Source organism: Halorubrum orientale (assembly GCF_059623105.1).
Map to the genome: position 1 here is coordinate 32353 of NZ_JBSPSR010000002.1, position 13363 is coordinate 45715.

9 protein-coding genes are annotated in these 13363 nt (G+C 60.8%); 5 read left to right on the forward strand and 4 right to left on the reverse strand.

Features of this window, described 5'->3' with window-relative positions:
* The first annotated feature begins 89 nt into the window (after positions 1-89).
* Positions 90-335, forward strand: coding sequence for a PRC-barrel domain-containing protein (locus tag ACWUI7_RS02545; RefSeq protein ID WP_496640614.1), 246 nt, complete (start codon positions 90-92; stop codon positions 333-335).
* Positions 335-793 (forward strand): NOB1 family endonuclease, encoded by a 459-nt coding sequence (locus ACWUI7_RS02550; protein WP_496640615.1) that lies wholly within the window; start codon positions 335-337, stop codon positions 791-793. Before ACWUI7_RS02545 ends, ACWUI7_RS02550 begins: the two co-directional genes overlap by 1 nt.
* Positions 794-910: 117 nt before the next feature.
* Here ACWUI7_RS02550 and uppS read toward each other — a convergent pair whose 3' ends face one another.
* Positions 911-1897 (reverse strand): polyprenyl diphosphate synthase, encoded by a 987-nt coding sequence (gene uppS / locus ACWUI7_RS02555; protein WP_496640616.1) that lies wholly within the window; start codon positions 1895-1897, stop codon positions 911-913.
* Positions 1898-2003: 106 nt separating this feature from the next.
* Between uppS and lwrS the strand changes: the two genes are divergently transcribed.
* From lwrS to ACWUI7_RS02570, 3 genes are all read left to right on the forward strand, one after another.
* A complete protein-coding gene (gene lwrS, locus ACWUI7_RS02560) occupies positions 2004-2372 on the forward strand; it encodes an LWR-salt protein (protein WP_496640617.1) in 369 nt (122 codons plus the stop codon).
* 112 nt (positions 2373-2484) lie between these two features.
* The gene (locus tag ACWUI7_RS02565; protein ID WP_496640618.1) at positions 2485-2793 is read left to right on the forward strand and encodes a PadR family transcriptional regulator; all 309 of its coding nucleotides are present in this window, start codon (positions 2485-2487) and stop codon (positions 2791-2793) included.
* Between the two features lie 127 nt (positions 2794-2920).
* On the forward strand, positions 2921-3379 hold the full coding sequence (locus ACWUI7_RS02570; RefSeq protein ID WP_496640619.1) for a CopG family ribbon-helix-helix protein: 459 nt from the start codon (positions 2921-2923) through the stop codon (positions 3377-3379).
* 330 nt (positions 3380-3709) lie between these two features.
* Here ACWUI7_RS02570 and ACWUI7_RS02575 read toward each other — a convergent pair whose 3' ends face one another.
* The 3 genes from ACWUI7_RS02575 to ACWUI7_RS02585 form a co-directional block, all read right to left on the reverse strand.
* On the reverse strand, positions 3710-10219 hold the full coding sequence (locus ACWUI7_RS02575) for a choice-of-anchor D domain-containing protein (protein WP_496640620.1): 6510 nt from the start codon (positions 10217-10219) through the stop codon (positions 3710-3712).
* Between the two features lie 51 nt (positions 10220-10270).
* Entirely contained in the window at positions 10271-12232 is a 1962-nt protein-coding gene (locus tag ACWUI7_RS02580; RefSeq protein WP_496640621.1) for a surface glycoprotein, read from the reverse strand.
* A 625-nt stretch (positions 12233-12857) separates the two neighbouring features.
* The gene (locus ACWUI7_RS02585; protein WP_496640622.1) at positions 12858-13133 is read right to left on the reverse strand and encodes a hypothetical protein; all 276 of its coding nucleotides are present in this window, start codon (positions 13131-13133) and stop codon (positions 12858-12860) included.
* Positions 13134-13363 lie beyond the last annotated feature (230 nt).

Here is a 13363-nt window from a genome sequence, read left to right on the forward strand (position 1 = left end):
AGTTAAGTGTTTCATCACGGTCTCGGCGTCTCGTCATCCCAGGCGCGTCCCCGTGGCGTTTAATACCGTCGCAAAGGAGAGGTGAGCATATGGCAGACATCCTCGCGGAGAACCTCTCCGGGAAGGCGGTGATGGGGTCGGACGGGACGGAGCTCGGTGACCTGTACAATATTACGATGGACCTCAAGTCGGGCCGGCTCAACGACCTGCTTGTGACCCCGAACGAGCAGGTTGATCCCGACCGACTCCCCTTTGACCGCGACGACGCCGGGCGGCTCCAGGTGCCAGTCGCGAACGTGCAGGCAGTCAAAGACTACATCGTCGTCGGCCGCTGATGAGAGTCCTCGACACGTCTGCGTTCATCCACGAGTACACCACTGACGACGCCGTGGTGTCTGTCCCGGCAGTCCACGGCGAACTCGAGGGCGAGACTGCGCTCCGATTCGACGCGATGGAGGGGTCGGGGATGGCGATTCACGTCCCAGCCCCTGAAGTGGTGACGACCGTCGAGCGCGCGGCACGCGGGTCCGGCGACGCCGACGAGCTCTCTGAGACCGATGTCAGACTCGTCGCGACCGCCCTCGAACTGGACGCGACGCTCGTCACCGACGATTACGCGATGCAGAACGTTGCGGAGCGACTTGACCTCGACATCGAGCCGATCGCCCGCGACGGCATCTCTGAGGAGCGCGAGTGGCTCTTTCAGTGTGTGGGCTGTGGCCGGACGTTCGACGAGCAGCGCGAGCGCTGTCCGATCTGTGGGAGCGACCTGACCCGAAAGAATCCAGTCTGAGCCCATCGGCGACACAAGCGGGCGGCCGATGTGTCGGCACTGGTCCGTTTCGTCGGCGTTGACATCCTCCCCGCCCTGAAGGGCGAGGCTTTCGCCTCGAATTTTCCGTAATGTGTCTCAGTCGGCCGACCCAGGGTCCTCGTGTTCACGGTCCTCCTCGGCACCTGTTGCTCCGGACAGCGACGACCGGTGCCCGGTGTCGGCGAGCGCTGTGACGACCTCGTCGCCGTCGGTCCGTGGGAGCCGCTCCCGGAGTCGACGCGCCACCCGCCGTGCCTCTGCGAGCTCGACCTCGGCGACCGCTCGAACGAGGGCTGTGGCGCGCTCGGCCCGCGCCCGCTGCCACGACTCATCCCGCGACTGGTACGTTCGGATCGCCCGCATAAAATCGACCTCGGAGAACTCCGGCCAGTACGGGGTACAGAAGTAGACGGCCGCCTCGTTGCCGTTCGCGTGCCACGGGAGAAAGTTCGAGGTGCGTTCGTCCCCGCCGGTCCGAACGATCAGGTCGACGTCGCGAATCGGGCGGTCGTAGAGCCGCGTTTCCACCGTCTCGGTGTCCACGTCGTCGGGGTCGAGCCGGCCGTTGGCGACGTCGCGGGCGACACCGCGGGCGGCGTCGAGCAGCTCCGTCCGCCCGCCGTACGCGAGTGCGACGTTCAGCGTGAACTGGTCGTTTCGCTCGGTGCGACGCTCGGCGTACGCGACCGCCTCGCGAACCCGCCGCGGGAGCCGCTCGACGTCACCGAGTGCCCGGATCTGTACGCCCTGGTCGTGGACCCGGTCAGCGTCGGCAAACTCGCGTAGTTTGGCCTCGAGTAGGTCGAAGAGTGGCTCCAACTCCGCGTCGGGACGCGCGAAGTTCTCGGTCGAGAACGCGTACAGCGTCAGCTCGGAGACGCCGATGTCGGCACACCAGTCGAGCACGCGTTCGGTCGTGTCTGCACCGGCACGATGGCCGTCCGGGACCGCAGCACCGCGGTCGCGGGCGTACCGGCGGTTGCCGTCTTGGATGACCGCGACGTGTGTCGGAACCGTCTCGATCCGTCGCCGCAGGTACCGGAGGTACGCGCGCTCGACGGCCGAGCGGAGCCGGGTCAACATAGCCAGGTCTGTGTCGTACGTCGGTATGTAGCTTGTCGTTTCGCTTCGTCGACACCACGCGAAAATCGCCGAAACCGATATTCATCCTCGTGCTGACGAGTTGGCCGTGAACGCCGCCTACGTCTTTCGCGTGACGTTCGAACTGGATCCGGACCGTGCCAGCGTCTCGCCTGACCGGTTCGAGACGGTCGTTGAGGTGCCTGCCCCCGAGCCCGGCACCGAGGGGTGGCTGTTGTTCCGCGATCGGCTCTGGCGCGGGTCCGTGGGCGACGAGCCTTCGACGAGGGCGTTTCTCGGCGACCGACTCGGCGTCACCGTCGTGGAGGCCGCGTTCCGCGAGCTGCGGACCGACCGGGCGTACCTCGACGCGCTCGAGACGGCGATCGCGGCCGATCTCTCTCGATTCGAGGCCGACGGCGTCGACGAGGTCCTCCACAAGTACCTCGGGTCCTCGGTGCACATCCGGGGGCCCTGAGGCCGAGCCATCCCACCGACGCCGGCGGCGATCCGTCGCTGTGACCGTCGGGGCCGTTGAACCCCGCGGACGCGACCGAAACCGTGGTGACGCTGGCGGCGGATAGATCTGCATGGCGAAGTGGTTTCACAGCGGCCGTCGGCGCGACTGTTGTGCGGTGGTGTACGCGGCCGGCGAGTTGCGCGCACAGTCGATCAAAGCCCGAATCGAGCGGCACTACGACGAGCGAATCGACCCGCAGAGCTTCTATGCGACCCTCTCGTCGCTCGTCGAGAGCGGTTATCTCACTCGTCGTCGGGATGGACTCGCGGACGTCTACGCGCTCTCGTCGGCAGGCGAGACGGCCCTCCTCGAGCACCACGCGTGGCTCTCGTCGCAGGTCGACGCCCACCGCGGAGACGACCCGTCGACCGCCGAGTGAGTTCCCCGTTCGCCCCGCCTGTGGTGTCGGTTCCCACGTCGATTCGCTCCGCCGGGCGGCAGTCGACCGCACCGGGGCGCCACGCGGACCCAAAGGAGTAACAACTGTCGCCGCCTGGATTAATATCATGACCGTCGTCAGCGTCTCGATGCCGGAGGAGCTGTTGAACCGTATCGACGAGTTCGCAGACGAACACGGCTACACTGGCCGGAGTGAGGTGGTACGGGAGGCCTCTCGGAACCTCCTTGGTGAGTTCGAGGACGCCCGTCTTGAGGAGCGACAGCTCATGGCTGTCGTCACCGTGCTCTTCGACTACGAGACGACAAGTGTCGAAGAACGGATGATGCACCTCCGACACGAACACGAGACGCTCGTCGTCTCGAACTTCCACACCCACGTCGCCTCGCGATACTGCATGGAGCTGTTCATTCTTGAGGGGCGACTCGCGGAGATTTCGACGTTCGTCGGCAAGATCCGCGCCACGAAAGACACCCTCACCGTCGACTACAGCGTGACGCCGGTTGACGACTTCGGTGCCGGCGCCGTCGACGAGGCGGACGGCGGCACAGAGCACGGCCACGACTGATATCCTCCCCGTCCCGAGCGGTAGTTGCCGAATCAGCCGATCAACGCCGCAAACGACCATCAGATTGTGTAGACTCCGGTAAACATCTTACAAACTGTAAAATTCGTTTGTTTTCATACGGGGGTAGTCGGCGAGATTAATGATGATGCATATGAATACTTACTCGTGGGAGAATTGATTCGGCAACTACTGCGATAAGGCTCTCGAATTCAATCAAGATAGGATGACACATGTGTCTTCTTTCTCCGTGTGCGCGTGGAGAAACTCCATCGCGGGACTTCAGACAGAGTGCCTCGGAATGTGCCTCCGAGGCGGTTCGTCATAGCTGAGTCAGTTACGGCCTCGTGCTCGGCTGACAGCGATAGCCAGTAGAGCAATGGTGAGTAGTGCGACAATCCCGACGAGAGGGCCAAATCCAGGGATCCCGTCTTCAGTCTGCCCGTCGTCCTCAGTCTGAGAGTCGGTAGCAGTCTGGTTGGGGTCCTCAGTAGCCGGTTCGGCGGGGTCCGTCTCGGTCGCGGGTTCTTCGGTCTCTTCGGAGGGCACGGTTATGTTTCCAGTTGCCCTATCATCGTCGGCATACACGCCGAGAGTGTACTCACCAGCAGCCAGCTCGACTGAGACGTTGGTGAACTCAACGGTCTTGCGCTCGTCAAGCGCGATCGTTGCTGATCGCGTCGCGACGGTCTCATTTCCGATACGAAGCTCAACGCGTTGAGTGTCTTCGAGGAAGCTATCAGATCCGACGGTGGCAGTAACGGTGACCGTCTCACCTTGTTCTACCGTAGCCGTCTGCGGGGTTAGATCGGAGACGACGAATTCGGGGTCTGCAGCCCCACCGCCGCCACCACCTCCGCCGCCACCACCGCCACCACCGCCGCCCTCGGTCCCATCGTCGCCATCATCGACGCCACCAGTGTCTCCGTCTTCGCCGTCGTCGCCACCGGTCTCACCGTCTGCCGTCTCGTCTGTGACACCAACAGCGAAACCCGAGTAGCTACCGGTAGTGACCTCGTACACATAGCCACGGGTCGTTTCGAACAACAGCGTGGTGGCTACAGGCTCGTACTCGCCGTCGTTCTCTCGGTACACGGTCACGTTCTCAGGTGCCGCATTTCGCGCCGCGATTGCAGCCTTACTGACCTCGATTTGGAGCGTTGATGCATCGAACTGCGCCGGCTGTGCCGTCGTCGTCGCATCGAGATACTGCACGGCGACCTCACCGTCACGTGCCGCTTGAAGTGGGGCGTCTGCCCCGACCGCCGACGGCGTAACGCCGAAGGTGTAGTTCACGGCGTAGTCCTCGCTCGTGTTTACGACACTACTGGTACTGACGAGCGTAGCATTTGCCGTTCCAAGCCCTTGATCCACGTTAACGGCGAGCGGCTGACCCGGAGTGGGGTTGATGTACTGCACGTCGATGCTGCCGTACTCGACGGCGTACACGGTATCTGTGTTGGACAGGCCGACCTTGCTGACCGACTGACGCGGGTCGGCAGTTTGTACCGTCAGTGTGGCGAACTTCTGTCCCGGCGAAGTCGGCGTGAGGCGGACGGTGGCCGTTGCTGACTCACCTGGAGCCAGCGTCCGGGGCAGGTCACTGTCCGAAAGCGTCACCGCGTACGCACCAGCGTCACGACCACTGACGGTCACTCCTGTGACGTCGATTGGCGTCGTCGCAGACGGTGCGTTTGCTACGGTGAAGCTCTGTGTTCTCGTCTCCCCGATCGTCGTCGTTCCGAACTGGAACGTTCGTGGCGTGGTGAGTGCCCCGGTTTCAGCAGCGCCGGAAAGCGAGACCGACTGCTGGTCTCCGGTCGCAGTAACGACCTCGAGTGATGCGCTCGCATCAAGCGGTATACCCTGGGCTCGAGTTGCCGCGTCAGGGAGCGCCGCGGGGTCGAACTCGATCGTTGCTCTCCCGCTGCTTCCCGAACTAATCGACCCGGTGGGACTGTCAACCACGTTGAACGCGGCGGCATCACGACCAGTCGTCGAGACGCCTGTGACCTCAAGTGGCGCGTTCCCGTCGTTCGCAACTTGGACATCCGTCGTGGCGGTTTCGCCCACACGCACGGTGCCCACAGTCGTCTCCGTCGAGGGGGCGATGGCGAGTTCTGGACTCGCAACTGTCGCACTGACGGGTGCCGTGACCGTTTCGCCTGTCGTTGCAATTGCGACTTGGGCGGCAAGCGTCCCCCGTTCACGGCCCGCCGTGTCGACTGTAATATCAAACGACGTCGTGTCGCCTGGCTGGACGCGTTGTTGTTGTAGCCCATCGACGGTAACGGCACCACTATCCGTCCCGGTGACAGACGCCCCTGTGATCTCTACTGGAGCCGTGCCATCGTTTACGAACGACACAGACCGCGTTTGTGTCGTTTCGGGATTCAGCGCGCCAAAGCTAACCGCGGGATTAGTGAGGCCAACGTCGCTTTCGGTGGCGCGCCCGCTCAGGGCTAGCTGCCGGGGCGTCTCTACGGCCGGATCGTTTTGCGGCCGGATCGAGAGGGTTGCCGTGTTCTCACCTGCGGTGGTTGGATTGAAGCCGACGGTGACCGTCTCGCTGCGTCCAGGCGCAATACGCAGCTCTCGGTCACCAGAGAGCAGACTGAATGCCTCAGCGTTCGCGCCCTCGATCGTCGGCGTCGCGACAACGAGTGGCGCGTCGCCGGTGTTCTCAATGTCGACTGACTGCTGGGTCGCACTCCGAGTCGGCGTATCCTCGAAGCTCACACTCTCGCTCGCGAGTGCGAAGGTTGGCGTGGCGACAGTCCCGGTCAAGCTGGTAGTGAGCGGTTCCGCCGTCGTCGAGATATCGACTGTCGTGTCAAAGGATCCGCCAACCGACCGGTTGACGACCACAGCTATGGTTCGGTCTTCCCCTGCGACGATTTCGCCGCTGCCGACCTGTTCGGCGCGGACCCCACTCGCCCCTGCATCGACACCCGTGATACTGAACGGCTCACCGCCGTCGTTCGAGACCGTGATCGTTCGCCGTGTCGTCTCACCGGCCGGAATATCGCCAACCGTGAGTTCATCCGTCGACACGGTCGGGTCCGGGGAACTCACCGTACCAGCAACGTCGAGCGTTCGCGTGAAGCGCTCCTGACCGCTCGACGCCTCGATCGTCAGTTCCGTTTCTCTCACACTCGGCCCGGTAGCTGCTGGGGTAAACGTCACCGGGAGCGTTGCCTCGGATTGTCCAGATATCACCGTCTCTTCGGTGACGCCATCCGAATCCAGACTGAACTGCTCCGTGTCGGCGAGGTCGACGTCGTCGATAGCGAGTTGGCTCCCGGCAGGCCCGGGATTCTCGATCGTCACTGCCCCGGTCGTCTGGCCGTCTGTCGTTGTGACGCCCGTCCGGAGTGTCTGTGTACCCACGCGGAGGTCGGCCGTCTGGCCACGTCCAGTCAGTGCCGCTGTGAGCGTGGTGCTGTCCGTATCGGTGCGTCCACTAACCGTGAGCGTTCCAGTCTGCGTGCCACCCGCGGTGGGGTCGAACTGGACTTCAACCTCGGTAGAGTCGCCATTCTCGAGTGTCGTCCCGGCGAGGTTCGTCGTCGTCTCGTAGGCCGTTCCCTCGACGGAGACGTCTGAGACGGTGAACGAACTCCCGTTGTTCGTGACGGCCAGCGTTTCTGTCGTCGCATTCCCAACGCCTACCGCGCCGAATTCGAGTTGTCCGGTCGAGAGCAGAACGTCTGTCGCGATGCCATTACCCTGTAGCGTAATACTCCGCTGTGGCGCTTCTGGGTCGTTCGTCACGAGCGTCAGCTCGGCTGTCGTCTGTCCGGCTGCCTCCGGCGTAAACCGGACCGGGAGCTGTCGACTCTCCCCAGCTGGAATCGAAAGCGAGCCGTCTATCGGTACCGCAAATGCGGTCTCACCGAGTTGTTGGTCAGTACGTACGGTGAGGGTTCCATCGCCCGGGTTCGAGATGTCGATCGCTTGCGTCGCCGTCGACCCCTGTGGAGTCGCGTCAAACGAGAGCGGGTCGGATGTGGCAACGCTCAGCTCAGGGGCTTGCCCCGTGACCGAGAGTGACACGCTCTCGGTTACCTCCCCGTCGGCGCTCTCGATACGCAGACTCCCGGAGCTCTCGCCCGCTTCGGCGGGGGTCGCTGTGACGGTGAGGAACGCTTGCGTGTCGGGTGCGAGAGTGAACTCACGGTCGTCGCTACCGAGTTCGAACGCATCCGTATCGGTCGTTGCTGTGAGCGTCTCTGTCGTCGTACCCGTATTCTCGATGACGACGCCCGTGCGTTGCGTGTCGTTGATCGGCACGGCATCGAAGTTCACCGCCGTGGTCTGGGCCGTGACCTCTCGGTTAGTAATGGTTCCGACGACCGGAACCGTCGTCGGTGAGAGCGTCTCGTTCGTGGGTGTCAGGGTAAGCTGTGTGGTGACGGTCGGTGTGTCGCTTGCCTGCGGCGTGAACTCGACATCGAACGTCTCGGTTCCGCCGGCGGCCACGGTGACCGTGTCCGGCTGGGTGAACGACTCACCGATCGTGAGCTGTGTCGTCACTGGAGCGTTTCCATCGTTCGACAGCGTAACGGCCGTCGTGGCCGAGCTGTCTGGCTCGGTCGTGAGCTCAATCGGTAACGCGGTGTCGACGTTGAGCTCCGGCTGGGTGCCCGTCCCGCTAATCGAGACCGTCTGGTCGTCGACGCTGAGCGTTGGCGAGATCGTGCCAGCCGACTGCGGTGTGAACGTGACCGCGAGAGTGCGGTCCCCATTCGCTGGGATGCTCTCAGCGACGGCGTCTCGATCGAGTGTGACCGTGCTCGCGCCGGGTCCGGTCACTCGCAGCGACCCGACCTCTACGGCAGTCGGTGACGGGTTGCTCACCGTTACCTCGACGGTTGCCGTATCGCCGACGGCGACGTCACCGAACGACACCGACTGGCGGTCAACACGCAGCGTCGGTGCCGACGCGGTGATCGAGACGCTTGCCGGAGCGAACTCCGTGGTGTCGGTTGCGGCCTTCGTGGCGACCGCATCGAGTTGACCGACGGTCTCTATCGGAATGGTCGCCGTTCCATCGTCGCCCGTCTGTTGTGTTGTCCCCAACACCCTGACGGTCGCGTCGACGGGTGCGCCGGTGGGGTCGGTCACCGTGAACGCGACGGCTTCACCGCGGACGACCGATGTCTCGTTAGCTTGGAGACGGAGTGGCGTCCGGTTGAGCGCTCCACTGACCTGTACCTGACTGGTTGCGGTGTCGTTCGCAGTTTCGACCCCGACGGTTAGCTGCTGTGTCGTCGCACTGCTGGGGACTGAATACCCGAAGGATTCGGTCGTTTGCTCGCCGGCAGCGAGGGTGACGCTTCTCGACGTCTCCTCGCTGCCACCGACGAGCAACGACACCGGCTGTGTCCCGCTCTCACTGCCAGTGTTCTCGATGGTCGTGCTCACGGAAATCTCCTCGCCAGCAGTCACCGCGTCGGGCGTCTCGACGGAGGCAACGGTGAACGAAGATACGGCGGGTTCGGTGACGCTCACGCTACGGGTGGTCGAGTCGGTGTCACTCGCGACCGTGAGCTCGACCGCGGGTGCGTCGTCGGTGGTCGTCGTGTACGTGAGCGTGATCTCCTGGCTTTCGCCGCCATCGAGCGACACCGACGCCGAATCGACCTGCGTTCCACCGGCATCGAGCGTGATCGACTGGCTTCCGGACTGTTCACCGGTGTTCTCGACGGTCGCTGTGACCTCGACGGTGTCGCCAGCGGTCACCGTGTCGGGCGCGTCGACGGAGGTGATATCGAACGCGGCGGCCGCAGGTGCACTGACGCTCACCGTGCTGCTGGCGGTGTCGTCGTCGCTTGCAACTCGGAGCGTGACCGAGGGCGTGTCGTTGACCGTGGTGTCGTAGCTGAACGAGACCTGTTGGCTCGTACCGCTATCGAGTGACACCGACGTCGAATCGACCTGTTCACCGTCGACACTGAAGCTGATCGACTGGCTTCCGGACTGCCCACCGGTGTTCTCGACGGTCGCGGTCGCGGTCACCGTCTCGCCGGCTGTCACGGTATCTGGTGTAGACAAGGATACGCCGAAATTAGCCGGATCGGGGCTTGGCTCCGGGTCCGGTGGGGATGGGACAGTAACGGTGGCTCTGTCGAGTTCAACTGCGGTGTCGTCCGTCTCGAAGACGACGAAGTCGATGTTCTCGTCGGAGACAGACCGGCTGAGATCAACCGTCACTGTTCCGTTGCTGCTGGTCGATGTCAGTTGTGACGCAATCGAGTCACCATCGTTGTCTTCTACGTCGAGTATGATGTTACCGCCAGCCGTCCTTGAGAAGGTAACGTCCGCTGTGACCGACTGATCACCCGCTGCAACTGAACTTGTGGTGACGCTTGCTGTCGGATCAGAGGGAATTATAACCGTGTCGTTGGCGATGACGTTAGAATCAAACGTGTTACCCTGATTCTTCAGCACATCTGAGAGCGTGAGCGTATCTACTTGATCGTCCACGTAGACAGTACTGTTGTCACCAGTGAACGCATTACTGGAGATGTCAATATCGCCACCCGAGAGTGCAAGGACACCTGTCGGGTTGGAGTCAAAGTCATTACTACTGATAGTGATGCTCGGCGATTCACTATCGTCGTGGTTCAGCAATACCGCAAAGTCATCTTGACTTGTGAACGTGTTATCGCTGACTAGCAGTTCTCCTGCCGATTGTTGGAAGCCGACGTTGACTCCAATTGAGTTACCATCGAACGTGTTCCCAACGACCTCGTGACCGTCAGGTCCAGAGATAACTACTCCATTACCAAACTCACCCGGCTGGGAATTGGTAATGCCGACGAATTCGTTATTGCGCACCTCACCATCACTAGTGCGACCTTCGTACCGTAGAGCGTATCCAGTACTGTTTTACTCAAGCTCGAACGTGTTGTTTTCGATGGTCACGTTGTCGCCACTGATGTAGGCTGCCTGCCCCTCAAACACAACCGAGAAGCCGTTAATTGTGACATTATCAGCAGGAATGTTAGTTCTGGAATCTGCACTAATGTCAATCGTCGGCTCTGCGCCCTCTGCGGCTTCGAGCGTTAGGCCGTCGACATTGATGCTCACACTCTCGTTGTACGTTCCAGATTCAATCTTAATGATGTCATCCGTATCAGCAGCGTCAACCGCCGCCTGAATCGAAGCAAATTCCCCCTCAGAGTCGTTCGTTACTGGCGCGAACGACTGGCCATTGTTCTCGGTGCTTGCGTCAAGCCACGGGGCGAATGTGACGTTCTCGGAGACTCCCGCTCCTTGATTAGTTTCATTATACGTGTTGTCGTCAGATGATGGACCGCCCTGACTACCCCACCAGTTCGAGGTGGCGTCAACTGTTCCTGACCCATCAGTTGCGTTGACTCCCTCGCTAACATCAACGATGTTGTTCTGGGAGACAACGATTCCGGTTCCTGCGTCAGCGTCAGCACCGAAATCCACGCCGGTTGAGTCAGTCACCAGCGTAAAGCCGGAAACTGTCACTCCTTGGGAACTGATAGAGACCGCGTCTCCACTGCCGGTTGCATTGATTGTCGTCTCGTCAGCACCGGCCGTCGAAGTGAGCGTGACGTTCGCCGTGCCGATGCTCACGCTCTCGTTGTAGGTTCCAGGTTCAGCCACGACGGTCTCATCGCTACTGGCCTCATCGACAGCTCGATCAATACCTCCAAGGATTTTGTCAACCACGATGTCGCCGCTACTGTTCTCAACAGTTACTGCCCTGTCGAACGTGTTACCCTGGTCGTTCAGGACGGCACTGAGGTCCAGAATCGGATTGTCTTCATCAGCCACATATATGGTACCACTGTCGCCAGTGAAGTCATTATTCTCGATGGTGAACGAGGCCGGGGTTCCACCATTCTGGAGGATACCCACGGTGCTGGCCTCAATTTCATTTCCGCTAATGACGTAGTCCACGGTCTCCAACGCATCCGCCGAGTCGCCGATGCCGATTGCCGTGGTTGCTCCGTTAACATCGTTGTCGACGATGTTGACAGTTGTCGAAGAGATTCCGCGTCCCTCAATGAATCCAGCGCCCTCATTGTACAGCCGGTCAACGTCGGTCAGCGTATTCTCACTCATCTCAATAGTGTTGACGGGAGACTCAGCAGCGTTGTATGCGACTGACGTCCCACTTCCGGAGTCAGTGAATTCGTTATTCTCCATCGCGAGGTTGTCAACTTCCTCAGTGTAGATACCGACACCGACACCACTCTGCTCGATATCGATAACACTGTTTTTAATCGTCGCGTTCTCAACCTTCTCCCCTCTGTCAGCCACACTGACAACCCCATCAGTCACACCACTGTCGGTGGTGGCCATCTCTACTCCATCGATGACAACTTCACCACTGAGAGTAGCACTATTGTCGGTACCTCCGATATTGACCTTGCCGGTAATCGTCGCTTCAGCACCACGCTGGTCGCTGTCAAAAGCGACCCCAGCGTTCGGGCCTTCAAGAGTCAGGCCTTCGACATCAATCACAACGTCGTCAGAGCTATTGTATGTTCCAGGCCCAACACGAACGGTACTATACTCAGTAGTCGCGTTATCGATAGCGAACTGGATCGCTTTTGTTGACTCGGTAGCAGGATCGATATCTGCGACCTGTTGATCGGTTACGGATCCATCAGTGACGTTGATCGTCCCGGATGTCGTGTTCACACCCCAGGTCGCACTCACAGTCCCTGTCGATTCGTTCAAGAGGGACACTTGAAGCGTACCAGGCGAGTCAGTTGTCGAATCCGGCGGAGCATCAGCCGCCGCAGAGCCAGCAAACGCCGCGCCGCCGATCGCTATCATGGACATGACCATGATGAACGAGAGGAACATGGCTTGCGCTTTCTCGCGCCGATTTGAGTCACCCGTCATGCTGCCACCGCCTGAGGGCTCACTGTTCCCAACCCCTGTAGACCCGCTACACGCACACTATACGGATCTGTCAACTGAGCACGCACGAAGAATGCGGCACAGTCGCAGAGCTCCTTCTCCACTTTGCTTATGTCCTGTCCACCCAGTAGCAGCCAACCGGGTTCGGGGCGTTCTACACCCCCCACGAGATTTTGTGGTCGTCCGTCGCTACGTCTTCTTCCCCGTTGTGTACGCTGGCGTATGCTATCATCGGCGCGTGATTAGTGATCGCTCAAGCGGGCAGCCCCGCCAATATGTAGGGCGTTTGAATAGAGCAATGTACTCAAAATCGAAGTTTCCGGTGTCATTTAAAACTAATGGCTAACGAGAATATTCTGTAAAAACACATATTTTGATATACAGAATTGCCTGCGTTTATTTACCAAACATGTCGATTGTATTGTCTAAGAGAACCGTTGAAATATTCGGCTGTGGGGAAAGTTTGGTGAAATAACGATCTTCAGTTTTCATATTTGATGCCAATGCGCCCCTGGCCGAAGAACCCTGATCGCGCGAGCAAATGAACGGACGAGACGGCAGACCCTGATCAGAGGGCTGTCTGGGCGGGCAGATGCAGGGCGTCGCCGTACGTCGCTTCAAGCACGTGCACCGGCGGATGTTCACCGAGCGGGACGACCAAGACGTTCGCGTTACCCAGCACAGATGGTCGGCGTCGTCCTAACACGGTAAAGCGGACCGCCGGCAGGCCAGCCGACGTAACCCACTGTGCGCCCGCCAAGTCAGCACCACTGGCCGCCTCAGAGACCGAGACTTCGGCGTCGAAATCTGCGAGCCTGACGCGGCCATTGAGCAGCTGGATCATCCCCCATCGACGAGCACGTTAGTCACGGGCCGGCGTCTAAGGATAACGGTAGGTGCCGAAACTGCCCGAGATTCTTTAGAACAGCAAGGTGTCGACTGTGTCGTGCGTTTGCGACCGAGAAGTAGAGTGAAAGGCCGGCTCAGCGTTCGCGCTGAGACGATTGCTGGGGAGTACACACCGCGGCGAAATAGAACCATGTTTGATCCGGAGCGTAGCGTGAATCACGGAAC

Excerpts from the sequence above, each read along its gene's own strand:
- ACWUI7_RS02565 (WP_496640618.1), top strand. The coding sequence starts at position 2,485 with ATGGCGAAGTGGTTTCACAGCGGCCGTCGGCGCGACTGTTGTGCGGTG.
- ACWUI7_RS02580 (WP_496640621.1), bottom strand. The coding sequence starts at position 12,232 with ATGTTCCTCTCGTTCATCATGGTCATGTCCATGATAGCGATCGGCGGC.
- ACWUI7_RS02570 (WP_496640619.1), top strand. The coding sequence starts at position 2,921 with ATGACCGTCGTCAGCGTCTCGATGCCGGAGGAGCTGTTGAACCGTATC.
- ACWUI7_RS02545 (WP_496640614.1), top strand. The coding sequence starts at position 90 with ATGGCAGACATCCTCGCGGAGAACCTCTCCGGGAAGGCGGTGATGGGG.
- ACWUI7_RS02550 (WP_496640615.1), top strand. The coding sequence starts at position 335 with ATGAGAGTCCTCGACACGTCTGCGTTCATCCACGAGTACACCACTGAC.
- uppS (WP_496640616.1), bottom strand. The coding sequence starts at position 1,897 with ATGTTGACCCGGCTCCGCTCGGCCGTCGAGCGCGCGTACCTCCGGTAC.
- ACWUI7_RS02585 (WP_496640622.1), bottom strand. The coding sequence starts at position 13,133 with ATGATCCAGCTGCTCAATGGCCGCGTCAGGCTCGCAGATTTCGACGCC.